The sequence below is a fragment of the Paenibacillus sp. P4_E11 genome, assembly GCF_056401635.1.
This window is the reverse complement of sequence record NZ_JBFUIX010000003.1, coordinates 147922-169925: the sequence shown is the minus strand read 5'-3', so window position 1 is coordinate 169925 and position 22004 is coordinate 147922. Positions and strand designations below refer to the sequence as shown.

The 22004-nt window shown below is 51.2% G+C and carries 24 protein-coding genes and 1 riboswitch; of the genes, 11 read left to right on the top strand and 13 right to left on the bottom strand.

The genetic code is table 11. From position 1 onward, the window contains the following. Positions 1-13: 13 nt before the first annotated feature. On the bottom strand, positions 14-1321 hold the full coding sequence (locus AC1DWB_RS02575) for a serine hydroxymethyltransferase (protein WP_477539492.1): 1308 nt from the start codon (positions 1319-1321) through the stop codon (positions 14-16). Positions 1322-1393: 72 nt separating this feature from the next. Continuing rightward, positions 1394-1472, bottom strand: a riboswitch (ZMP/ZTP riboswitch). 165 nt (positions 1473-1637) lie between these two features. Here AC1DWB_RS02575 and AC1DWB_RS02570 point away from each other — a divergent pair. Genes AC1DWB_RS02570 through AC1DWB_RS02560 form a run of 3 tightly spaced genes read left to right on the top strand, consistent with a single transcriptional unit; the run spans position 1638 to position 4364 of the window. Next, entirely contained in the window at positions 1638-2483 is an 846-nt protein-coding gene (locus tag AC1DWB_RS02570) for a GDSL-type esterase/lipase family protein (protein WP_477539453.1), read from the top strand. Further along, entirely contained in the window at positions 2480-3391 is a 912-nt protein-coding gene (locus AC1DWB_RS02565) for an ABC transporter ATP-binding protein (protein WP_477539452.1), read from the top strand. Before AC1DWB_RS02570 ends, AC1DWB_RS02565 begins: the two co-directional genes overlap by 4 nt. After that, positions 3384-4364, top strand: coding sequence for an ABC transporter permease subunit (locus AC1DWB_RS02560; protein WP_477539451.1), 981 nt, complete (start codon positions 3384-3386; stop codon positions 4362-4364). Before AC1DWB_RS02565 ends, AC1DWB_RS02560 begins: the two co-directional genes overlap by 8 nt. A gap of 1 nt (position 4365) precedes the next feature. On the opposite strand, the gene AC1DWB_RS02555 is transcribed toward AC1DWB_RS02560, so the two are convergent. Together AC1DWB_RS02555 and AC1DWB_RS02550 are read right to left on the bottom strand one after the other, a co-directional pair. Next, the gene (locus tag AC1DWB_RS02555) at positions 4366-4932 is read right to left on the bottom strand and encodes a hypothetical protein (protein ID WP_477539450.1); all 567 of its coding nucleotides are present in this window, start codon (positions 4930-4932) and stop codon (positions 4366-4368) included. Further along, positions 4929-5744 (bottom strand): hypothetical protein, encoded by an 816-nt coding sequence (locus AC1DWB_RS02550; RefSeq protein WP_477539449.1) that lies wholly within the window; start codon positions 5742-5744, stop codon positions 4929-4931. Before AC1DWB_RS02550 ends, AC1DWB_RS02555 begins: the two co-directional genes overlap by 4 nt. Positions 5745-5851: 107 nt before the next feature. Between AC1DWB_RS02550 and AC1DWB_RS02545 the strand changes: the two genes are divergently transcribed. Next, complete coding sequence (locus AC1DWB_RS02545; protein ID WP_477539448.1) at positions 5852-7408, top strand: RNA polymerase sigma factor; 1557 nt, start codon at positions 5852-5854, stop codon at positions 7406-7408. Positions 7409-7472: 64 nt separating this feature from the next. Then, complete coding sequence (locus tag AC1DWB_RS02540; RefSeq protein WP_477539447.1) at positions 7473-8231, top strand: VOC family protein; 759 nt, start codon at positions 7473-7475, stop codon at positions 8229-8231. Positions 8232-8444: 213 nt separating this feature from the next. On the opposite strand, the gene AC1DWB_RS02535 is transcribed toward AC1DWB_RS02540, so the two are convergent. Then, positions 8445-9650, bottom strand: coding sequence for a ParB/RepB/Spo0J family partition protein (locus AC1DWB_RS02535; protein WP_477539446.1), 1206 nt, complete (start codon positions 9648-9650; stop codon positions 8445-8447). Positions 9651-9878: 228 nt separating this feature from the next. Beyond that, on the bottom strand, positions 9879-10721 hold the full coding sequence (locus AC1DWB_RS02530) for a phytanoyl-CoA dioxygenase family protein (RefSeq protein ID WP_477539445.1): 843 nt from the start codon (positions 10719-10721) through the stop codon (positions 9879-9881). A 158-nt stretch (positions 10722-10879) separates the two neighbouring features. On the opposite strand from AC1DWB_RS02530, the gene AC1DWB_RS02525 reads away from it, so the two are divergent. Continuing rightward, positions 10880-11734, top strand: a complete 855-nt coding sequence (locus AC1DWB_RS02525) for a helix-turn-helix domain-containing protein (RefSeq protein ID WP_477539444.1) — start codon at positions 10880-10882, stop codon at positions 11732-11734. Positions 11735-11748: 14 nt separating this feature from the next. Here the strand turns inward: AC1DWB_RS02525 and AC1DWB_RS02520 are convergent, their stop codons facing one another. Together AC1DWB_RS02520 and AC1DWB_RS02515 are read right to left on the bottom strand one after the other, a co-directional pair. Next, the gene (locus tag AC1DWB_RS02520; protein WP_477539443.1) at positions 11749-12294 is read right to left on the bottom strand and encodes a GNAT family N-acetyltransferase; all 546 of its coding nucleotides are present in this window, start codon (positions 12292-12294) and stop codon (positions 11749-11751) included. 235 nt (positions 12295-12529) lie between these two features. Further along, complete coding sequence (locus AC1DWB_RS02515; RefSeq protein ID WP_477539442.1) at positions 12530-13093, bottom strand: P-loop nucleotide/nucleoside kinase family protein; 564 nt, start codon at positions 13091-13093, stop codon at positions 12530-12532. 339 nt (positions 13094-13432) lie between these two features. On the opposite strand from AC1DWB_RS02515, the gene AC1DWB_RS02510 reads away from it, so the two are divergent. Further along, entirely contained in the window at positions 13433-14617 is a 1185-nt protein-coding gene (locus tag AC1DWB_RS02510; protein WP_477539441.1) for a hypothetical protein, read from the top strand. A 72-nt stretch (positions 14618-14689) separates the two neighbouring features. On the opposite strand, the gene AC1DWB_RS02505 is transcribed toward AC1DWB_RS02510, so the two are convergent. Then, positions 14690-14854, bottom strand: a complete 165-nt coding sequence (locus AC1DWB_RS02505) for a hypothetical protein (RefSeq protein WP_477539440.1) — start codon at positions 14852-14854, stop codon at positions 14690-14692. Between the two features lie 186 nt (positions 14855-15040). Between AC1DWB_RS02505 and AC1DWB_RS02500 the strand changes: the two genes are divergently transcribed. Then, positions 15041-15268: a DUF1128 domain-containing protein gene (locus AC1DWB_RS02500; RefSeq protein WP_477539439.1), complete on the top strand. Its 228-nt coding sequence runs from the start codon at positions 15041-15043 to the stop codon at positions 15266-15268. Positions 15269-15422: 154 nt separating this feature from the next. Here AC1DWB_RS02500 and AC1DWB_RS02495 read toward each other — a convergent pair whose 3' ends face one another. Beyond that, entirely contained in the window at positions 15423-16598 is a 1176-nt protein-coding gene (locus tag AC1DWB_RS02495; protein ID WP_477539438.1) for a glycosyltransferase family 2 protein, read from the bottom strand. 131 nt (positions 16599-16729) lie between these two features. Between AC1DWB_RS02495 and yyaC the strand changes: the two genes are divergently transcribed. Further along, positions 16730-17305: a spore protease YyaC gene (gene yyaC, locus AC1DWB_RS02490; RefSeq protein ID WP_477539437.1), complete on the top strand. Its 576-nt coding sequence runs from the start codon at positions 16730-16732 to the stop codon at positions 17303-17305. 26 nt (positions 17306-17331) lie between these two features. Here the strand turns inward: yyaC and AC1DWB_RS02485 are convergent, their stop codons facing one another. Together AC1DWB_RS02485 and AC1DWB_RS02480 are read right to left on the bottom strand one after the other, a co-directional pair. Continuing rightward, a complete protein-coding gene (locus tag AC1DWB_RS02485; RefSeq protein ID WP_477539436.1) occupies positions 17332-17577 on the bottom strand; it encodes a hypothetical protein in 246 nt (81 codons plus the stop codon). 165 nt (positions 17578-17742) lie between these two features. Beyond that, a complete protein-coding gene (locus AC1DWB_RS02480) occupies positions 17743-18054 on the bottom strand; it encodes a winged helix-turn-helix transcriptional regulator (protein WP_477539491.1) in 312 nt (103 codons plus the stop codon). A gap of 130 nt (positions 18055-18184) precedes the next feature. Between AC1DWB_RS02480 and AC1DWB_RS02475 the strand changes: the two genes are divergently transcribed. Together AC1DWB_RS02475 and AC1DWB_RS02470 are read left to right on the top strand one after the other, a co-directional pair. Beyond that, positions 18185-18583, top strand: a complete 399-nt coding sequence (locus AC1DWB_RS02475; protein WP_477539435.1) for a DoxX family protein — start codon at positions 18185-18187, stop codon at positions 18581-18583. Positions 18584-18606: 23 nt separating this feature from the next. After that, positions 18607-19311: a pirin family protein gene (locus AC1DWB_RS02470; RefSeq protein WP_477539434.1), complete on the top strand. Its 705-nt coding sequence runs from the start codon at positions 18607-18609 to the stop codon at positions 19309-19311. A 448-nt stretch (positions 19312-19759) separates the two neighbouring features. On the opposite strand, the gene AC1DWB_RS02465 is transcribed toward AC1DWB_RS02470, so the two are convergent. Next, positions 19760-20422: a PDDEXK family nuclease gene (locus AC1DWB_RS02465; RefSeq protein ID WP_477539433.1), complete on the bottom strand. Its 663-nt coding sequence runs from the start codon at positions 20420-20422 to the stop codon at positions 19760-19762. Between the two features lie 154 nt (positions 20423-20576). Next, positions 20577-21947, bottom strand: coding sequence for an MFS transporter (locus AC1DWB_RS02460; RefSeq protein WP_477539432.1), 1371 nt, complete (start codon positions 21945-21947; stop codon positions 20577-20579). Positions 21948-22004: the final 57 nt, after the last annotated feature.

The following is a 22004-nucleotide window of genomic DNA, read 5'->3' as shown; positions in this document are numbered from 1 at the left end:
CGCAAGCTCCGGCTTAATCCACAAACAAATGACTGGGCCGGAACTGCAACATAAATTGTTCCACCTCACCGCGAATCCGTAGCAACTCCTGCTCATCCTCAGCAGCACGAGTCGCCCGTACGATCCAATCCCCAACAAGGACCATTTCCTGCTCACGCATCCCGAGTGTCGTGACCGCGGGTGTACCCAGTCTCACCCCGGACGGATACCAAGGTTTGGTGTCGCCGGGAATGGCATTCTTGTTCACGACGATTCCGGCTCTCTCCAGGCGAATGGCCAGCCAGTGGCCGTCCTTGACGTTCAAGCCGCGGGTGCTGTTCACCACATCCATCAAGATAAGATGGTTCTCTGTGCGGCCACCCATAAGCGTGAACCCAGCGTCTCGCAGCACCTCGGATAGCGCCTTGGCATTACGTACGACCTGCCCGGCGTATTCCTTATATTCCACGCTCATAACTTCCTTGAAAGCAATCGCCATCGCGGCGATCGTGTTCATATGCGGCCCGCCTTGCAAGCCGGGGAATAAGGCCTTATCAATCGCTGGGCCCAGCTCTTTGCGGCATAAGATAAGGCCAGCGCGTGGGCCGCGCAAAATTTTGTGTGTGGTCGTGGTGACGATGTCGGCATATGGGAATGGATGCTCATGATAGCCAGTCACACACAATCCGCATATATGAGCGATGTCTGCGACGAGCAACGCCCCGGTTTCGCGAGCGATTTCCCCCAGTTGCTTGAAGTCGATATGAAGTGGATAGGCCGTCGCTCCGCAAATGATCAGCTTAGGCGAATGCTGGTGAGCTAACTTCCGAATTTCCTCGTAATCCAGCTCATACTTGGCATTCAACCCATACTGGACAGCGTTATATACGGCTCCAGTAATATTGACGTTATGACCATGCGTCAAGTGCCCGCCATAGTCCAGAGACAATCCGAGGAACGTGTCACCCGGTTTCAAAAACGCGCTCAATACAGCCAGATTAGCCGGCGAACCGCTTAAAGGCTGAACATTCGCGTGGTATTTTTCCGGATTCGGCGTGAACAGCTGGAGAGCGCGTCGAATCGCCAACCGCTCCAATTCGTTCGTATTGTCCTGCCCTCGGTAATACCGACCGTTCTTTTGCTCCCCACGTTCCCCATCCGCCCAGAGATAAGGGTAACCCTCCGCGTACTTGTTCGTGAAAGAGGTCGCTAGCGCCAATTGCACAGCCCTAGAGCTGTAATTCTCCGAGGGGATTAGACTCAGTGTACGGCGTTGGCGGCGGCTCTCAGCTTGGATAAGACTTCCCACTTCCTCATCCTGCTTGTTCAAAAATTCCGTCATGTTCTCCAATGTGATCACTCCTGCTACAGTAATTGACGAAACACAAAAAAGAGCGCCCCGATCTCTCGATCGTGCACTCGCCCAGGCGTACGGCACATATTCCGTGTGCTCCCCCATGGTTGCCCATGTTCCGCCAGTTACACACAGTTTGGTTCGTTGAGTATATATTATCCAATATTCAGAAAATTGGCAATAGTTAATTTGAATGGAATATCATACATGTGCACCCACCTCCAAAGTCTTAATGTAATATTCAGCTTCCTGTGCTATCGTGAAGAGACATACTACAATAGCGATCCGAATAAAGGGGATAACGATGAGAGGGAAGAAATTGCAGTGGTTGATGGTGTTCTCGGCGATCTCAGGTCTCGTATGGATGGCGGGATTGGCATGGACGTTGAAGGATTATTTCGGTGGCGGGGATCCCGTTGTGCTTCAGGTTAATCCACAGTCGACTTCGCCTACTGCGCCTCAGTCGCTGCCTGCTCAAGCGGGTGTACAAGCAACGCCTGCTGTAGCCAAGCCGGGAACATCTCACATCCTGGCGCTAGGCGATTCGCTAACACGAGGGTTCGGAGATTCCGAAGGAAAAGGGTATGCCGGTAAGTTCGTCGATCTGCTCCTCGCAAATAACAAGCAGGAGCTCGTGCTGGACAACCTGGGTGTGAACGGACAGACGTCCAGCCAACTAATCACTTTGCTTCAGCAAAAGGATGTGCAAGAGAAAGCGAAGGCATCGGATACACTGCTCGTCAGCATAGGCGCCAACGATCTGTTCCGGGGTGGAGAGACGCTGCTCAACTTGGATTTGAAGAAGATCGCCACGATACAGGCCGACTATAACAAGGAGTTGCTTAAGATCGTAACCCAGCTTCGGGAGCTGAACCCGAACGCCACACTCTTCCTGATCGGACTGTATAATCCTTTCATCGATCTGAAGGATTCCGCGACGACAAGCAAGATTGTTCGGGACTGGAACTATGCCGCAGCTGAGACGCTATCGGCTTTTCCGAGAACCGTGCTCGTCCCGACGTTCGACTTGTTCCAGCTTCAAGCTCGGAACTTACTGTACATCGATCAGTTTCATCCGAATGCCGAAGGATATCGGCTCATGGCGGAACGAATAGCGGCCTTAATCAAGCAACAGGGGGCGAGCGGATGAGCGAGATCACATTATCGGTGCAAGGACTGCGGAAGACGATCGGAAAGCGGGAAATCATTAAAGGCCTGGATTTTGAGCTGAAACAGGGTGAGGTGTTCGGCTTTCTCGGTCCGAATGGCGCGGGCAAAACGACGACTATCCGTATGCTCGTGGGCTTGATTAGGCCAACAGCCGGCACTGTGCGGGTGTGCGGATACGACGTAGACAAGCAGTTTCCCGAAGCGATGAAGAACTTGGGCTGTATCGTCGAGAATCCCGAGCTCTACGCATACCTGAGCGGGTGGAACAATCTGATGTATTTTGCCAGAATGCTGGATGGGGTCGACGAGACCCGGATTCGTGAGGTGGTGCAGCTCGTGGGCTTGAGTGCCCGAATTCACGATAAGGTGAAGACGTATTCACTCGGCATGCGCCAACGGCTCGGCATTGCACAAGCGCTGCTCGGCAGGCCGAAGGTGCTCATTCTGGACGAACCGACCAACGGGCTCGATCCGTCCGGGATTCGTGAGATGCGAGAGTTTATCCGATTCCTGGCGGAACACGAGGGTCTTAGTGTCTTCGTCTCCAGTCATCTATTGGGCGAAATTCAACAGATGTGCGATCGGGTGGCGATCATTTCCAGTGGGATAGTCGTTCGGGTCGGGGCAGTGGATGACTTATTGGCCCAGCAGGAGCGGCTCAGATGGCGGGTAACTCCGTTCGAAGAGGGAGCCCAAGTATTGCAGCAACTGACCGGACAAGCCGAGATTGTCGAAGATGCCATTCTCACCCCATACATGGAGCAGCAGATCGGGGAATGGAACCGGGAGCTTGTGCTGGCCGGCGTTGCTGTGCTGGAAATGTCCCGCAAGCTTCCATCCCTGGAAGACTTATTCCTCGAGCTGACTGGAGGGCAAGGCATTGATTAATCTGATCTATAATGAGATGGTCAAGCTGACTGGGCGAAGAAAATTGATTGTCGTCACGCTCATTATCGGCGTCTTGATCGCCGTGTTCACATATGCTCAATACCAACAGGCGAAGGAGAATCAGAAACGGTTCGGTAATGCAGACTGGCGTGTCGTACTGGAGCAGCGTATCAAAGGTTGGGAGAGTCGGGCGAACAATATTCGCACGCCAGACGATCAGCGCAAGGAACTAACTATTCGCATTGCTCAGCAGCGATATTATCTCGACGCCAACGTGAACCCTTCCGAGCCTGGAGCTCCGACATTCGTCCGGAACTTCGTGGAGAATGGTACCACTCTCCTCCTTCCGCTTATGATGATGGTCATAGCCTCGGATCTGGTCTCCTCGGAGCATAGCGCTGGCACAGTCAAGGCACTGCTCACTCGTCCGGCGAGGCGATGGCGCATCCTGCTCAGCAAATACTTGACCCTTGTGCTAGCGGTTTCGTTCGTGATTACAATGTTCGGCCTGTTCTCGACACTTATATCCGGGATGGTGTTCGGTTTCCAGGGCTGGGAGGCCCCAGTGTTGACCGGATTCTCCATGTCCGGGGAACAGATGGACCTCTCCGGCGTTCACTTCGTCCCACAATGGCAATATATCGTGATGGAATTCGGACTAGCCTGGTTCGTGTCACTGGTCGTGGCTACCATATCGTTCATGCTCTCGGTCCTGGTCCGCAGTACGGCGGCAGGCATGGGTATTATGCTCGCATGTCTCATCGCCGGGATGATACTAAGAGGAATGGTCGAGTCTTGGGAATCGGCACAATATTTGTTCATGGTCAATCTGGACTTGATCAAATATTTGACCGACGCCGCGCCGCCTATTCAGGGGATGACACTCGGATTCTCGCTGCTCGTCCTGTTGGTATGGGGAGTTGCGGCATTAGTCGTATCGTTTGTTTCGTTCACAAGAAAAGACGTATATTGATTTACGTTGATGGCTCGAGAAGCTCTTGGGCGGCGCGTCGGCACGTGAAGAGTAGGATGAGCTGGGCGAGTATGCCAAGTATACTTGTTAGGATTGTCGCTGGAGTTGTGAATGAGGCCAACCCATTAATCGTAAAAGGCACATACAACAGTGTACTTGCGCCTATCACGATGTACAACCAGCGACGACCTTTCAAGATGCGGGCCCATTCGTTCGCGTTTGCTTCGACAGCATGACGAGACATTTCCAATAAGAAGGTACTGACCATGATCAGCATGAGCAACATCATCAGACTGCCATAAGCGAGCATGGGGATGGAACTGCCCAGCTTCGCACTGGGATGTCCCAGCACGGGGAAGATTTCTTGCAAAGACAACAGCAGCAGCATAATTGCAAAAGGCCTTCCTGCTAAATACCCCCGACGGTATTCTCCCAGCTTGCTGATCGCATTCCAGATGAGAGCGTAGCCGATGATATCCGGAAGCATGTCGAAGTTATTGAACCGGAAGTCGAGCAGAACCCAAACGATTCCCCAAGAGAAACGGAGAAAAGCGGTTTTCATCTTCATGGCTTCTCTCCTTTTCTCAGGCGAACGTATTTCGCGAGATCATCGCCGTACAGATCGGGCTGTTTATTGACATACTGTCTGCCTGCGATCGTATCGCTTCCAGCCTCCTCATAACCAATGAACAGTTGATAAGCATGATAACGGCGAACGTCACCATCTGGTAGTTGAAACCGGTACTTCATCTCCGCGAATTGTTCAGCACGCAGGATCATCGGAAATGCGCCTGCTTCGTCGGATTTCTTCCCATTGAACTCGACATGCACAGCATCCGAGAGCAGTTCTGGGAAGCTGCTTCGTACGGCGGAGATCGTCACGTCACGGGTGGCTCTATATGTGGCGCCCCCTGTACCGTTCGATGATCCGCTTGAGCTACTCATGCTCAGCGGATCGCCACTATCGCGGCCAGGTTGCACGATAATGTTACCGATGGACACCGTGTCGACTAGGCCGTCATTATAGTACACTTGGAGCCGATCGAAATGCCCCGACGTGTCTGACTGATCCAGTATACGCTTCTCAGGCGCAATAACGACTGCTTCATTCAGCTGCAGCCGTCCCCGTTGATCTCGAACTTGAACGTGCGCTACATTCAGCGAAATTCCATTCGGTAGCTCGAGACGAAAAGGTTTCCGGCTGGAGTCTGTATTCGTGATGTAGTACAGGCTTATATGACTGAGCATCGAGGCCGGGAGCTCATAATAATGCTTCAAGAATAAAGGCTTCTCCAATTTTTGTGAGTCGTAGTACCACAAGTTCCACGTCCATGCCCCTAATAGTGCAATCAGTAGCAGCCATAGCCAGTGTCTTTTCACGCTGTCCCTCCCCTTTATCGCTAAACCATTTATTAAAGTATCTTTCCAGTATATAGTTGACGTAAGCAGGTGGGTATTAGTTTCAAATTGTTACAGGGAGGTTACTAATGGGGAGCACAAGCGAGACGGCTAATCTTGTATGGCGCGTCAAGCAAGGGGATCAGGGTGCCTATGAAGTGCTAGTATACCGATACCGCATGGCGGCTTTGTCGTGGGCGCGAGCCATTGTTCGAGATGCTTTTTTGGCCGAGGATGTAGTGCAGGATGCTTTCATCAAGGTGAAGGAGAAGATCCATGATTTGCAGGATGATGGGAAATTCACCGCATGGTTCCGATTGATGGTGCGCAGGATGTCCATGAACTATATCCGAGGGGCTTCTCGAACGAGCGAGCTAGTCACAGATGAAATTCCAGAGACGGACTGGGTGGGACAAGAGGAGACGGATAAGTCAGAATCCGATGCTTGGCAGGAGCGGGTGGATGGGGAAGAGTTGGTTCGTCGTTCGCTTCTCCCCCTGTCCAGTCAGGCTCGCGAAGTATTAAGCGCAAGTGCTTACGATGAAGCGACTCCAGAGGAGATGGCTGCGCGATTCGGTATGAACAAAAGCAATGTATACAATATACTATCCCGGGCACGGGTCAAGGCGAATGATGAGAGGTTCCGCCAAGAAATCGGTACATATGTGCAGGAACGGCGCAGAAGCGGGCTGCCAACTGAACGATTGCTCACTCCACCGGTCTATTCCCGCCCATACGCTTTCATCTCGGTCATGATTGGCGAAGCGCTTCGCTCGACAGGTGAGATCAACTATTCGCATACGGATCTCATGGGCATATCGGGTGATGCATTTCGGCTTAATGTACCTAAGGAATGTCACTGGAAGGGGATTTCGACGTTCGACTGGAGCTTCACGGCATATCGGACTCTCGAGCGATTGGGTCTCGGCGGTACTTGCTTTGGTCGACCCCAACGCACGACGATTACACCGGAGCAGCAAGTGCATCTGTTATCTATCATACAAGGAGCGTTGGACCGCGGGGTTCCGGCCATTATCCGGAATATACAAATCAATGAATTCGGATTCGTATACGGGTATGACGATGATAGGCAGGTAATCCGGTATCAGGGATATAACGGTGTCGAGCGCACCTTCCGCTACGACCAGTTGGGACGTGCCGGCGAAGATTCGTCTCTCTTCGTTCTAGGGATACGCGGAAGAGTGGCATCCCCTCAATCCGAGGACGTGGTTCTCCGCTCTATTGTCGACCATGCCAGAGGTAAGGAACCTCCGCTGGAAGGATACGCATTCGGCCTGGATGGTTATCGTCTCTGGCTAGAAGCCGTAGAGGACGGGTCGCTTAATCTGAACGGACATGCCTATCAAGTCGCCATTCTGGCCGATGCGCGGCATGAAGCGGCGAACTATCTGCAAGAGCTATCGACCAAGAGCAACGTTGTTGACCGGCGGCAGCGATTGGCGGCGGCAGCTGAGTGCTACCAAAAGGTTAGTGAATCCTTCAAGCGATTGTATCCTAGCTTTCCATTCGGATATGGTGGCAGTGCAGGGAACCGAATTGCACTCATTCGTGAAGGATTGCAAGCTGCGAGGGAAGCTGAATCGGAAGGGATATCCACCATCGAATCGATATTGGACAAGGCATGATAGGAATTTCAGTTTCATGGTGTCTATAAGATGAATCATAGTTTCTAGAGGAGGATTATAACGAATGTCACATCCGATTTTGCCTTTTATGCCAGCGGTGTTTGTCCCAGTACGAGACCTGAAGCGTTCCACGGAATGGTATGCGGACTTGCTGGGGAGACAACTTGTGCCCCAATCCGATCAGGATTCTCACGGCATTTACATCTTCGACTTCGAAGGAACGCAGATCATTCTGGATGGTAACACTTGGGGCTCACCACCCACGATCATGTTCGATACGAATGATATCGACGCTTCTCGCGCCATATGTGAGGGGTTAGAGTACGAGACCATGACAGATATTTTCCGGGATGAATATATATCCGTGTTCAATATGAATAATCTGATGATTTGCCAGGCTCATCGCGATCCAGAATCGGCGCAGTCGAAGTCGGCACATGCGCTCTTGGGCAAGATTAGCCATTTCGTTGTGCATACCGACAATCTGCAGGATACGGTCGGCTGGTATGAGAAGTTGCTCGCGAGAAGCGTTGGGCCAGACGTGCCATTCGGGGAGTTGTCTAGCATTCGGATGGACAGAGGCCCGCGTCTGCTTATTGACGACAATAGTCTCAGCCAGTCGTCCCCAGTGTTCTACGACCAGTTGAAGCTGGAGCTGCGCGCCAATCCGATCGCGATTATCGAATCGACCGATCTGTCCGCTGCGCTGGACCATGTGCGGGCCAAGGGAGCGATCTCGGACAAGGGAATCGAGTCTAGGCTGGGTGTCTCCTTCTTCATGTTCTATGACCCGGATGGGAACGGATTTATGGTTTATTCTTAAGAGATCCATAGTGTTGTTTCATCACCTTATTGTGCGGAAATGGATTCATATGGATCGAATAGCGCTGTATGATCACTTTATTTAAGTACTATGATCCTAATTCCGGTGAACATCGGCAGATTAGAGTGATGAAATCACTTAATTAGAATAACCACAAGAGGCTGTTCCACAAGTCCATTGACTTGCCGAACAGCCTCTACTTGTATTCCAATACTAGTGGTCGGACTTTACGTGAGTCATCTGCTGGATCGATCGCCAATCTGTGAGATGCTTCTCCAGGTTCTCGATCAGATTGTCGACTCCAATTGCAAACGTCTCTCTGTCGGAGGAATCCAATTGTTCATACGAATGCACGATCTCCGGCGTCAAAGGCTCATGATTGGAGAGGGAAGCAAGTAGACGCTGAAGCGAACCCGCAATCGTTGCAGGCGTATCCGCTGTTATTGCGTTAGCACCAGCCGATGTCTGAGCAGGAGTCACTTGGGTTACAGTGATTCCAGTCGCATCTATTGAGCCCGCTCCCGCTGCATCAATTGCCGCCGTTCCTACAGCTTCGGTCGCTTGTACTGCCGTTCCTGGTGTCGCATCCACAGATGCTTGCGCCGCTGTTCCCGTCGCCACCCCCGAGGCAGGCACGCCCGCGATTTCCCCTGCCGCTGACTTAGACGCTTTCGCAGCTGCCTTCGGTGGGATAGGCTTCTCCCGCTCCGTCTTGTTCTGCTTGTAGACGGACCAGGTTTCGAGCAGATCTCGCCCGGATTTGAGTAGCAGCTTGCCCTTCGTGTTGTCCGAGATGTCCTTATCCTTGAACAAGCCAGCAATCTTCTTCACATCGCTTACCGGCATCTCGTCCTTAGCGACTAGGATTGCGAGCGGATCGCGGTGCTCGATCGGCAAATCCTTGAGCGGCATCAGTTGATCTTCCGTCAGCTTATCCTTGCGGATCTGTGTCCCGCCCACGATCAGCTTGCGCACAGATGATCCGAATTTGAGCAGATCGATTTTGTTCTTGATATAAGTCTCGGGCTTGCCTAACTTGCTGGAGAGATACTTGGTCGAACTGCTGAATTTGGGATCGTTCAACAGCTTATGGAACGCTTCCGCTTCCTCAATCGGAGAGAACCCTTCCCTCGTCAGATTTTCCGCGATTTGCTCCAGATAGATTTCCATTTCATCAGTGGCCGTAGATACGATGCAAGGTATTGTCGGACGAGCCAATGTTTGGCAAGCTTTGTATCGGCGGTTTCCGTAAATGATTTTATAGCGGCCGTTCTTCGTCGTCCTTACCTTGATCGGAGACAACAAACCGAGCTCGGCGATACTATTCATAAGTTCTTGCAACGACTCTTCATCGAATTGATAGCGAGGTTGATCGGTATCTTCATCAATCAAATTCGTCGGAATTTCGATAATGTCCACAGGTAGTGCTCCTTTCGCCCAACTGCATGTCCAGCTTGTTCTCAGTAGGGATTCCATCTATTATATCACGTTCAATCTAGTGGAATAGCTACAGGGCTGCTGCGTCAAAACGATGACGTTAACTCAAGTATGCTTCCCACTACTAGATTTCGTGATCGACTATGGAAAATCCTACTCACACACCAGAATTGCTGCTAGGCAAAAGGTTGTAAGTCCTGTGTAGTCTTATCAGGCTCTTCGGAACAGAGTCGGAAAGTACTCCCCTTCGAAGGATTGGCCGTTATAAGGCCGTGGACCGAGCAGCCGGACGTTTTCGTGCCGCTGCACGTGCGCTTTATAATGCGTACCACCTGGCATCAGATGTGCAACAATCGATAGCCGAGGCTCAGACGTACGGTTCGGTCCGGAGCCGTGGAAGGTCAGCGCATGATGAAAGCTGGCTTGCCCGGCCTTCAGAATACATGGCTCTTCGATCCATTCCCGACCTGCTGAGCTAAACTTCTCCTTCAGTTGTTCCATATTCTGATCAAAGAAAGCGTCGCTGTCGGGAATGAGTCCCCACTTGTTCGAACCCACAATCGTCGACATCCCGCCGTTCGTCAAATCCGTATCCTGTAAAGCAATCCATACGGTCACCATCTCGGTCGTGCTGGAGCATTGCCAATACCCGAAATCCTGATGCCAGCCCACATTCCCAACCGTCGTCTCCACGTCCCCAACGCCTGGTTTGTAGATCGCCTGATCGTGCCAAAGCCGGATTTCATCCACGTTGAGCAAGTCAGCGGTCAACTCGCCGATGAGAGGATCTGTTACGATGTTCTTGATCTCATCATTAATCCACCAGCTGTTGTCCAGTTTGCGCAGTTGGGCAGGATTGTTGGGTAGACGATAAGGGTGCATGGGATAGCCGTCACCGTCTTTTTCCCCGGCCCATATACGCTCATGTGCCTGACGCAATCGGGCGATCTGATCGTCATCGAGCAGTTTAGGGCTAATCCAATAGCCGTCCTGGGTAAACCTTAACTTGTCTTCTGTGGTGATCTTGTAATTTCGCTGCGCTTGCTGCTGCATGGCGGTTGTCCTCCTATGATCAAGTGGGATTTTCCTTCATTGTAACTGGAGTCCAGAAGGTTGACGTTCGTGCTATTCCGCAGTAGGATGAGAAACATTAGTGGTATAATCAGGAACAAAGCCTATTCTCCAACTTCTGATCAAAGGAGATCTGCATCATGTCTAGGTGGACTTACAGTAATCGAGAAGGATACATAGAAGACGTGCCGGAACTCGTTATGTTCGGTTCGGATGAGATCCGCAAGGCGCTGCCGCTTAGCGATCATGCCCATCCCGGATGTTATGAATTCGTCTGGATCGAGCGCGGACAAGCGGGCTGGGAATTGGATGAGACGGTCTATACGACAACGGCGGGCGAGATGTTCCACACGAAGCCGGGTGAAAAGCACCGTGGATCACATGAGGTAATTGAGCCAAGCAAGTTTTGGTGGCTGATCGTGGAAGCTCCTGAACTGAGGAACGATTGGCTGCGGCTCACTTCCGGGGAGCGATTAAGCTTCGAACAAATTCTGCAACCACTGCCGCGTACAGCAGTTATAGGCATGGCTCCGTTAGAGCCGTTCCGCCGACTGCAGCGTCATATTCGCGCAGGAGGAGGGCAGCTTCATAGCGCCGGCGTTCGTCAAGCGATCGTCGAGCTGCTGCTGCTGTTTGTTCAAGTGGAAGGAAGTACAGTTCCTCCGTTGGTGGGTGTCGAGGGACGTTTCAGGGAAATGCTGACGCGCATCGAGCGAGATCCAGAATGGCGGCCAGCAGTCAGAGAACTCGCTGACTCCGTCGAGATGAGCGAGTCTCACTTCTATCGGGCGTTTCAAGCCCATACGGGATTATCGCCCATGACCTACATCGAACGGATGAGAATCAGGGAAGCATGCCGTCGGTTGTCCGGTAGTTCGGTCTCGATTACCGAACTAGCCTTCGAACTTGGTTATCCTTCTAGTCAGCATTTCGCTACTGTCTTCAAACGATTCATCGGTACCCCGCCAACACAGTGGCGGAACAAGCAACGTTGAAGCTATGGCTGGCATCACGTGATACGAAAGGGAGCAGCTTCTTTGTCGAGCATGGAGTAGATAAGCTCATCGCACCATTTGTGATTACACAATCTCGTCTCCCTAAGTACGCCTTCCTTAGTCATCCCAGCTCGAATCATCACCTGTTCCGATAAAGCATTCTCGGCATTAGCGTAAGCCAAGATTCGGTGTGCCTGAAGATGGTTGAAGGCGTAACCTAGCAGTACCTTGACCGCCTCAGTTGCATAGCCCTGTTTCCAGTACGCGGGGTGTAAAGCCCAGCCGATTTCCCACTCTCGGATTTCCGCCCAATTCAACCTTAAGCTCGATATACCTATCGGTTTCTTGTCTGCTTGTAAACATATTGCCAGCTCATACCGTACACGCGGGTTGCTTGTTGAATTAGACAAGATTTTCAGAAACGTATCTTTTATTTGATTGGCATCGGGAGCATGGTTCTCGTATTTGTATGTAAGCTCATTTTGTTCTAACTCAGCATATTCAGCAAAGTCTTGTTCTGTATAATCTCTGAGTATGATTGGTTCGCCTCTAATTTCCACCCAGGTATCCTCGTTTCATGATCTGCCAGATTGATAGGTAAAGTTCCGTATCATCATCCCGTTCGTTCTTAACAAACCGCACTTTTCATAATAACTCTGCAAGTTCTCATCACACAGTAGATCAACCATATAGATGTCATGAAGTTCCTCTAGCATGAGCTTTACCAATTGTTTTCCAATTACAGAACCCCATCACTTATCGCTGAGATGAAGCCCACAGCCCGGTTTACAGAAACTATTGGGGGATGTTGGAAGAATTGTGACATGTGAAATAAGCCAATGTTGGCCCCTCAATGTAACTAGTGATCCGCTCCAGAATCGTTTCTAACGGTTCCACCGTGTCCACGACCAGCTCATCCGGCATAGGCTCGATACGCAAGTCGCCATAGTGCTGTTTCAGCTTCTGAAAATCGGTGATCAGCTGATTGGGCAGCGGATTCAGCTGTCGTTGATTGAACCGTTCCGCCCAAATCGCTTCATTACTGCAAACGCATAGAATGGACTTCAACATGTATCCTCGCTCTTGCAACCAGTTCTTGAACCTATCCATATCCTCTTGCTTGTTGAAGGGGAAATCCAGAACTAGAGACTGATCCACCCTCGAATTAGTTTCCAATAGTTGATATAAAATGCCATAGGACATCCGGTTCCTCTGCTCGTGGTCCGGATTATACTCGGCTATTATGTCGTAGAAGTCGTCTTTGCGAATTATAGGAATGTTGAGCTTCGCGCTTAATAAATCAGATATAGTCGTTTTGCCTACGCCAGGTCGTCCACGGAATAATATAAGTTCAGCCATAGCTGATCTGTTCCCCCTCTGCCTAAAACAAGTTGATGCGAAGTCATGCATGTCCAGCTCTAGTTCGTACTTATACAAAGAAACGCCCCCGAACTGGGGCGTTGGAAACGCGGTACCATCAAAGTTATCATGTAGCTAACTTCGGAACGAAGTCAACAGTTTTGTGATCTAAGTGCTCATCCACATTAGCGTCGTTAGTCGTACTTTGTCCTCCTCGGCAGGCGGTGTACAATTGGATAGTTGTTCCTATATTACCATCTGTGGAAGTTGAACGGAGAAACAAATGGGACGATATTGGCGTCTAACATATATGGAAAAACAGTTAAGGATGTGGGACCATTGAAGTCATTATGTACTATAATGCTATCGACGGCAACGTTGCTCTCAGCCATTTGGAGCGTAGATGTTGCTGAAGCGGGTGGCGTCATTCCACAGCAATCGGTTGTCATCGTCGAAGCGGCCGATCTGTATGACTCCCCGGACCAGACAGGTCCATCGATTGGGACCATTGGTGCCGTACAACAAGTCGCTGTAGATCGGGACATGGAGAGCCGGACATTCGATAATCCGGCGCAGACCGGAAGTTGGATTCGGGTACAGACGTGGCTGGGACCCCGATGGATCGAGGACAACAACGATGTTAGGTATGGGACGTTCTCGGAGGAGCAGCGGCAAATTACATTGTTGAACACGGTTCCTCTGTACGATCGGCCGGAAGGAACCTCGCAGAACGGAGCGATGATAGGTGCGCAGACGCTCCATGTTACCGGTGTGATCGCCTATAACCCCAAATTTACAGGTACAGCGCGATCTTTTCTGCAAAATAGCGGGAAGATGTATCGGGTGCAAACTTGGCTCGGGGAGAAATGGATCATGAACCCGGTACTCCTGGAGAACATGAGGCAAGTGGCGCAAGATTATGATATGAAGCTGACAGGGAATGAGACGGCCTATAGCCAGCCTTACGAAACGGAAGGACAGGGGGAACCGATTCCCGCCGGAGTTGTGCATGTGACTGCATTCGGGTGGGAAGGCTTGCCTTGGACCCCGCAATGGTACGCTATTGATTGGAAAGGGCAGACCCGCTGGATAACGCTCAAGCAAGAGGCGCTGCCCTATTACCGTTTGATGGATAGCTCGATCACGATCAAGACGGATACCCGATGCTCTATCAGACTGAAGGGTTACGAAGAAGGGTGTACAATTGTCGCTGGAACGTATAAGGCCGTGGAAGGTTCCGGTAAATGGGTACGCCTGCAGACGGCTGAAGGCTTGAAGTGGGTGGATTTGCAAATGTTGTTGGAGCATCCCAGCGATATTGCACTTACCGAGGAAGAGATCGAGCTGGATGCAAATACGGAATCGTATTATTTTCCGATAGACGGAGGACTGTTCCATGCCAAGGGGTATTTCAGCCCGCGTAAAGTCAAAGCTGTCGCGAAGTGGATAGCTCCGGATGGGGCGCAGTGGTACAATCTGTACGGATCGGAGAATGCCGAATGGGTGCGAATCAGCAGGACCTAGGGTGGTAAAAATCAGACAGCCCCGAACACGAAGTCCTGGGCTGCCTGGTAGTCCTATCCAATTATGTTCGAACTAGTCCTCATCCTGCTGATCGTTCTGATCGTTCTGCTCGGTGCCGCGAATTGTCTGCTCGGACGCTTCCTTTTCGATCACATCGTTCACGAAAGCCATATCTTGATTCTCGGCTTTCATATGTGCCGTTCCTTTGTAATTACCTTCATGTGTTTTGTTCTCCATGGCTTCTCCTTTGAATACGATTAAATGTAGTGCTTGCGTGGAGCAAGCCGCTTCACATAATGTTCCACCACCTGGATTTTCCTATACATAATGGGAACGCATGTGGGCTAGGCGTGTATCCCTAAGCGTGGTACAATGGCGGTACAAATGGATTGACCAAGAATGGCTTGCGAAAGGAGACCCCACATGGATTTGATTCAGCCTAGCGAGACGAATATCGCTTACATGGTGGAACAGATTAAGAACAAGCTCAAGGTCGTTACTGCGGCATCCATCAAACCTGAGCATTTCGGTATTTCTCGCTACGAGGACATTAAGGACATCTACGACCTTATCATGAGCAAACAAAACTTCAGCATTAGCGAGATCGAAGCGTTATGTGCGGAACTTAAGCATCTGAAACAGCCCGTTTAGCAGGAACAATTACATGAGCAGACGTAACGAGGAGGCCTGGGCCTCCTTTTTCACGATTCAGAAAGTATATCTTCGCTGATTGTTCATCGTCTCGGTAAACGTACGTCGTCAAAGGACGCCATTAGACGTTTATCCTTGCATAAACGAATGACATTCAAGGCCGTCTCCGCTTCAGTTCACGCAGCGAGTAGAACGTGCCACGCCAGTAGATCCCACCCCGGCGCAGGGTCAAGTACACCGAACGGCTCAGCACGTAGACGAGCAGGCAGACTGTGATCGGGAAGACGATGGCTTCGCGGCCTGAGTCGCGTGTCATGCGGCGCGTGCTTATGATGTACAAGCCTATGGCAATGGCAGCGCTGAGGATGTAGGCGATTCTAGGCCAACCGGGTATGAACCACAGGCCGATAAAGGGGAAGAAGAAGAACAGCAACTGGCCGATTACTCCAGCGAGTGCATAAGTGAATCGGTAGCGGAAGCCGGAGAACAGGTTTTTCTCCAGCCCCAGCACGGCGCTCTTCAAGTCCGGATACCATTCTACCTCCAGGTGGTCGTTGCCGGTTACGAATCTTTGCTTGTACATCGCTTTCTTCACACGCAAGCCAAGCTGCAGATCGTCATCGGGGCGCAGGGCGAACGCTTTGTGCGTGCCGATCCCTTCATAGGCTTTACGCCGGATCAGATTGAATGCGCCGACCCCCATGCCGTGACGATGCTGATGATCCAGATTGGCTCGCCATGGTCGAATGAACAGGCATAGCGAGAATAGGAAATAATGCACGAAAGCACGCAGCCAGAACGAGTTGGACTTCATATAAGGGCTCATGGTGACATGGTCCGCGTCCTGCTTCTCTGCATACTGTATAGCATCGCGAATGGTGCTTGGTTGGAACTGAATATCGGCGTCCGTGAACAGCAGGTAGTTGCCCTTCGCCTGCAGGTAGCCTTGGTAGAGCGCATGGTTCTTACCAAGCCAGCCATCCGGCAGTGATGTAATATGGATGATGGTCAGCGGGACTCGGATATCAGGGCGGCTCTCCGACCATTTGCGCAATTCATCCAGCTTTCGTCCAGTCGTATCCCGGGAACGATCATTCACAGCGATAATCTCGAATCTGGCGTAATCTTGCTGGAGTAAATGTTGAACGGTTTCCCGGATGGTCGACTCTTCTTCCTTCGCCGCTAATATAATGGAGACGAGCGGTGTTTTGTCCAGAACGCCAGAGGCGGCGGGCAGAGGCTTCAATAGCTTCAGACCTGCCGTCATCTGCACAAGCATGAATAACCAGTATAGCAATGTAATAATGGCGGCGGCTTCGATAACCGACATGAGGCGTCCTCCTCGGATCGACTGAGATCTTTACTTACTCCCTTCCATTGTACATGGTTCCAGATGAGGCTGCCAATGGGAGCCGGTAATCGTACTAAATGCCAGAGTATGTCTCGAAAGGAGCGTGTTGCATGATTCCGTCTCTGCCTGAACCCGAACGGGTGTCAGCCGAATTCCCGAGCAGGAAAACCACGGCTCCGTTCCGATTGAAGCTGAAGAACAACCAACTGGTCGGTTTTTTTCAAACAATGTATGAGGAGGGTGTACGGCTTGAAGCACTGTCCTTCCTGTGTATTGGCACAGATCGGTCGACGGGGGATGCGTTGGGGCCATTAGTAGGCACGTTTCTGGAAGAAGCGGGATACCGCTGTGTGGTAGGGACTCTGAGTCAGCCTTGCGACGGGAGCAATATGGAGGCCAGAATGGCGGAGTTGCCGGAGAGTGGGGTCGTGATTGCCATAGATGCTTGCCTAGGTAAGCCCTTGTCTGTAGGTCAATTCCAAGTGGCCAACATGCCGATTGAACCCGGTAAGTCCGTCGGGAAACGTCTTCCGCCTGTGGGTGATTATTCAGTGGCTGCGATCGTGAATGTGGATGGTCCGAAGAAATATTGGATCTTGCAAAATACGTCGCTACACCATGTCGTGCAGATGGCCAAAGAAATTGTCGCTGCTATTATCGCTGTGTATCCGGTTAGAAGCAATTAAAGGTGCGAATGAGAAAAGCCCAGGGTTTAGGTCCGGGCTTTTCGTTGGTTCAAGAAGTAGTCGCCGATCAGTCCGAACACCGCGTAGGATGCAATCGTTAGCAAGTATACGAAGTAAATGTTGTAGTAATGGATGTCGGAAAATATCTCGATAAGCCATACCGGCACGCTGAACATAAAGAGGAATATGTTGTCAGGGTCAATACCGGTGTAGTTGAACAAACATAACGCGATACCGAACAGGGTGAAGACGAGTGTCGCTTTTTTCTTCATGGCAGCCTCCCGATGTGATCTGGCTAAGAGTTTCCAGGGTTGGCTATAGTATGCGATGGCAGTGTGCCTTTCATACGTTCACAAACAATAAGAGACACTTCGCCATCCCTATAAAGAATGGTAAAGTGTCTCTCTGTGTTCCCAGCCTGTCCTATCTTCATCAGCTTAAGTAAGCCACTGATCACTCCACTTCTGGACCTCGTCCATGACGAGGCGCAGCGCGAGGCCTTTATCAGTTAAATCATACTCAATGCGAATCGGCATTTCGGGGTAAACGTGACGGTTGATGATGCCTTGCTGCTCCAGTTCCTTGAATCGCTCGGTTAACATCCGATCGCTCATTCCTGGGATCTTGGCTGATATATCTTTGAAACGCATCGGCCCGTTCATCAGAACGCGAATGATGAGTCCGGTCCATCGTTTGCCCAATATTTCAAAGGCGTTCTCGAATTTGGGACATAAGTGCATCGAGTCCATGGATTCCATGTTTATCATCTCCTGAAATTATTATATCATAGTTACTTGACAAAAGTAAGTGTCTACGGTAATATACTAACATAAAGTAAGCAACAAACAAAAAATAATGAAAATAAGGAGTGGTTGCTTTATGTTAAGTGTAGGTTTACTCATTGTTCGTGTCGTTATTGGGTTGATATTCGTCGGTCACGGCACTCAAAAATTGTTCGGTTGGTTCGGTGGTTACGGTCCCAAAGGAACGGGCGGTTGGATGGAATCGATAGGGATTCGCCCGGGTATTCTAATGGCTGTTATCGCCGGATTGATGGAAGCGGTCGGAGGCCTATTATTCGCAGCCGGGTTGCTTACTCCGCTTGCAGCAGTTATGATCATCGCAACGATGTTGGTCAGCATTGTGAAAGTTCACGGCAAGAACGGATTTTGGGTTACAGCAGGAGGCATTGAATATAATGTTGTCCTAATCGCCATCTCGCTCGGTATTGCGCTCTCAGGAGCAGGTGCCTACTCATTGGATCATTTGTTGTTCTAATTCATCTTAAAGGAGATGTTGTTATGATTCAAGTATATCCGGCAAGCAATCGTTATACAGCCAATCACGGTTGGCTGCACAGTCGTTTCGGATTTTCCTTTGCTGATTATTACGACCCTGAGAACATGAGCTTTGGACCGTTGCGCGTGTTTAACGATGACATTATCCAGGCGGACAATGGATTCGGTATGCACCCTCACCGGGAGATGGAGATTGTTACGGTCGTGCTGAAAGGCCAAGTGGAGCATCAAGATAGTATGGGCAACAAAGAAATCCTTCGCCCTGGCGAGGTGCAGCGGATGACAGCCGGAACGGGCATCACCCATTCGGAGATCAATCCATCCAAGGAAGAGGCACTGGAACTGCTCCAGCTCTGGTTCCTCCCTCAGCTCAATCGGCTAGAGCCGTCTTATGAACAGTTTGCATATGATCAGAACGCCATGCATAATGCGTTGCTTCCCGTCGTGTCCAGTCAGCCACACTCGGAGCATCGTGTCGCTCATATTCATCAGGATATGACCTTGTACTTGTCCCGCTTAGACACTGAGGAGAAGATTACTTTCGAGCAAAGCTCCTCACGTCGCACTTACGTGTTCGTGATCGAAGGCTCGCTGACGCTTAATGGCAACCGGTTGGGAGAACGCGATTCAGCGCGTATAACGGAAGAGTCTGCACTCGTCTTGCAGGCGGAACACGATAGTTTCTTCATGTTGATCGACTTGCCATAATGATAGTTTGGTTCCCTTATCCTGCGTCCCGTTGCCTTGTGCGACAGAGGACGCAGTTTTTTTGTGTAACTCTCAGCAGCCGCATTGGATGGGTGTGGACTGCAATTGCTCTATCCACGAGCCTATTCCGATAATATGGCACATTTTGCAACATTTTTCCTCTGAAAGGCAGTATCCAAACGAAATATGGCATAGAATGCAACATTTTTGTTGTTTTTCTAGGTATATTCGAAAAAATGTTACATTTAGTGCCACATTATTGAGCTTTAGCTTATTTCATGTTGGGGATATGGCACTTTGTGCAACACTTTTCCAAGGGAAGCTTCACGCCGCCGTCTTCATCGATATAATGCTTAATTTACCCCGCCTACTGGTTCTTGCATCACCGATTCTCTCCCAGCCATTCGTCTACTTCCGCTTCCCTTCGCACGACAGCCCCAATTCATAACTATAGCATCTTGTACAACGACCCCTCGATCGGTTCGTAGCTGATGATATATGTACCTTTCACAACCGGGCGAATAAGCTGTTTATCTACTAAGCCTTGGAGCATCTTGCGCGCAGTACGGAAGTGCACCTCGAACCTCTGCATCACATCTCGGGGCCGAGTTGGCCTGCCCAAATTCCAAGCAAAGCGAAGGAGCTCCTTCTCCATGGGAGGAAGGGGTGGAGATGTGGTGCGTATCAAATGTGGCCCGATGACGTGCTGCAGCAGCATACGACAGAGCTCTGGACGGTGCTGCACATCGTCAAATGAAAAATGAATCATGGTCCACCCCATACCGGTCAGAAAGGTTTCGCGATTCAGCAAATAGCTGAACTTCTCTCGATCCATGTCCTTAACATGGCTTTGAAAACCATCGCACTCAAGGCCAAATTGACCGGACGATGGAAGGAAAGCCAAGTCAATAAACTGTGACTTTCGATTCCAGTCGAACACCTCATATTCCGGGTGCAGATGGTCGAAGTTTCCGAATAGGGGCCACCATAAGTGTTGCAGAAGCAATTTCTCGGCAAAGTTGTGTCCACGTAGCAAGCGACCTCGTCGTTCACCTGTCCTGCTCGCTATGTGACGTTCAATAAATGCGGAATACGCTTGATCAAAATCCATGCAATTCTCGTCTCCCCTCTAGTAAATAAAAAAAGAACGCCCCCCTTGCCATGCGGCAATAAAGGACGTTCTTCGTCTGATCCTAGTATATCAGCAATAGTTGACTACCGCCACTTTAGTATACATTGAGCCTTGTTAGAAAAATCCAAAAGAATCAGATCCCTCGGCTCTTCGGCCGCATCCAGCTGAAGACGGTCAAGCCAAGCGCGAACGCGCAGCATAGCGTGAATAGTAAGCGCACCTTCGGCGTTAGCTCAGCCGCGTCCACGGCGATACCGCCGAGATTGCCGACGAGCAACACAGCCAGGGCGATGCCGACGATCATCCCCAGGTAGCGGATGAGCGCCAGCATGCTGCCGACGAGGCTCGCCTTGTTCGCGGGGGCGTTGCCCATGATGTCGGCGTTGTTCGAGGCAAGGAACAGCCCGCTGCCCATGCCGAACAACGTGCAGTAGGCGGCAGTGTCCCAGGCCGACACTTCGCTGCCGATTATGATCGGCAGCATCGCGAGCGCGCAGCAGACGGCTCCTGCCGTCGTCGGGATGCGCGCGCCATAGCGGTCGCGGTACCAGCCGGCCACCGGGCCCATCAGCCCCATGAAGATGGGCTGAATGGCCAGGAGCAGGCCGGTCGACCGCGTCGACAACTGCAGCACGTTCTGCATGTAGAACGTGATAGGAATGAGCGACGCCATCTGAGCGGCGTAGAACAGGAAAGCCGACAAGTTGCCGATGCCGATATACTTGTTCGTATACAGCACCTTGTCGAGTATGCCATGCTCGAGCTTCCGCTCATACAGGAGAAGCACGACCAGCAGGACGATGCCGACGCCTCCGATGCCAAGCACGAGACTAGTGAAGCCGTTCTGTTCGACGACAACCGAGGCATAGAGCAAGAGCGTAGTCGCCACCGCTAGCAGGATCGAACCGAAGATGTCGAGCGGGTGGTAAGCGCGCTCAGTATCGGGGAACCAGCGCAGCCCGAGAATAAGCGCTAGCACGCCGATTGGCACATTGATCCAGAACAGCAGCGGCCACCCGGCAATTTCCATCAGGAAGCCGCCTACCGCCGGACCGGACAGCGTGCCGATCGACATGACGATGGTGTTAACACCGAGCGCTTTGCCACGTTCATGGTCGGGGAAGATGGCCCGTACCATGGCTTGGCTGTTCGCCATGATCATCGCCGCGCCGATGCCCTGTACGCATCTGGAGGCGATAATCGTCCCCAGGCTGAACGACACGGCGGCGAACAACGACCCGATGCCAAAGATGAAGAACCCCCAGCTGTAGATACGCCGCCGGTCCAACCGGTCGGAGATTTTGCCCAGAATCGGCAGCAGGGCAACCATCGTAAGCAAGTACGAGGTGACGACCCACTGGACGTAGGCGAGCGTAGTCGTAAATTCATGGGCCATCGTAGGCAAGGCCAGATTGACGATGCCGACATCGAGCGTGTTCATGAACGTACCGAGATTAATAACTTGCATGATGACCCAGCGATTCGGTAGGGGCGGTTTGGACATAACGATGGTCTCCTGTGATGAAGAAAAAGCTGCCCACACTGCCGATGGGTGTCGGCC

Coding starts and splice junctions, on each gene's coding strand:
- AC1DWB_RS02575 (WP_477539492.1), bottom strand. CDS start 1,321: ATGACGGAATTTTTGAACAAGCAGGATGAGGAAGTGGGAAGTCTTATC.
- AC1DWB_RS02570 (WP_477539453.1), top strand. CDS start 1,638: ATGAGAGGGAAGAAATTGCAGTGGTTGATGGTGTTCTCGGCGATCTCA.
- AC1DWB_RS02565 (WP_477539452.1), top strand. CDS start 2,480: ATGAGCGAGATCACATTATCGGTGCAAGGACTGCGGAAGACGATCGGA.
- AC1DWB_RS02555 (WP_477539450.1), bottom strand. CDS start 4,932: ATGAAGATGAAAACCGCTTTTCTCCGTTTCTCTTGGGGAATCGTTTGG.
- AC1DWB_RS02545 (WP_477539448.1), top strand. CDS start 5,852: ATGGGGAGCACAAGCGAGACGGCTAATCTTGTATGGCGCGTCAAGCAA.
- AC1DWB_RS02540 (WP_477539447.1), top strand. CDS start 7,473: ATGTCACATCCGATTTTGCCTTTTATGCCAGCGGTGTTTGTCCCAGTA.
- AC1DWB_RS02530 (WP_477539445.1), bottom strand. CDS start 10,721: ATGCAGCAGCAAGCGCAGCGAAATTACAAGATCACCACAGAAGACAAG.
- AC1DWB_RS02525 (WP_477539444.1), top strand. CDS start 10,880: ATGTCTAGGTGGACTTACAGTAATCGAGAAGGATACATAGAAGACGTG.
- AC1DWB_RS02515 (WP_477539442.1), bottom strand. CDS start 13,093: ATGGCTGAACTTATATTATTCCGTGGACGACCTGGCGTAGGCAAAACG.
- AC1DWB_RS02505 (WP_477539440.1), bottom strand. CDS start 14,854: ATGGAGAACAAAACACATGAAGGTAATTACAAAGGAACGGCACATATG.
- AC1DWB_RS02500 (WP_477539439.1), top strand. CDS start 15,041: ATGGATTTGATTCAGCCTAGCGAGACGAATATCGCTTACATGGTGGAA.
- AC1DWB_RS02495 (WP_477539438.1), bottom strand. CDS start 16,598: ATGTCGGTTATCGAAGCCGCCGCCATTATTACATTGCTATACTGGTTA.
- yyaC (WP_477539437.1), top strand. CDS start 16,730: ATGATTCCGTCTCTGCCTGAACCCGAACGGGTGTCAGCCGAATTCCCG.
- AC1DWB_RS02485 (WP_477539436.1), bottom strand. CDS start 17,577: ATGAAGAAAAAAGCGACACTCGTCTTCACCCTGTTCGGTATCGCGTTA.
- AC1DWB_RS02480 (WP_477539491.1), bottom strand. CDS start 18,054: ATGGACTCGATGCACTTATGTCCCAAATTCGAGAACGCCTTTGAAATA.
- AC1DWB_RS02475 (WP_477539435.1), top strand. CDS start 18,185: ATGTTAAGTGTAGGTTTACTCATTGTTCGTGTCGTTATTGGGTTGATA.
- AC1DWB_RS02470 (WP_477539434.1), top strand. CDS start 18,607: ATGATTCAAGTATATCCGGCAAGCAATCGTTATACAGCCAATCACGGT.
- AC1DWB_RS02465 (WP_477539433.1), bottom strand. CDS start 20,422: ATGGATTTTGATCAAGCGTATTCCGCATTTATTGAACGTCACATAGCG.
- AC1DWB_RS02460 (WP_477539432.1), bottom strand. CDS start 21,947: ATGTCCAAACCGCCCCTACCGAATCGCTGGGTCATCATGCAAGTTATT.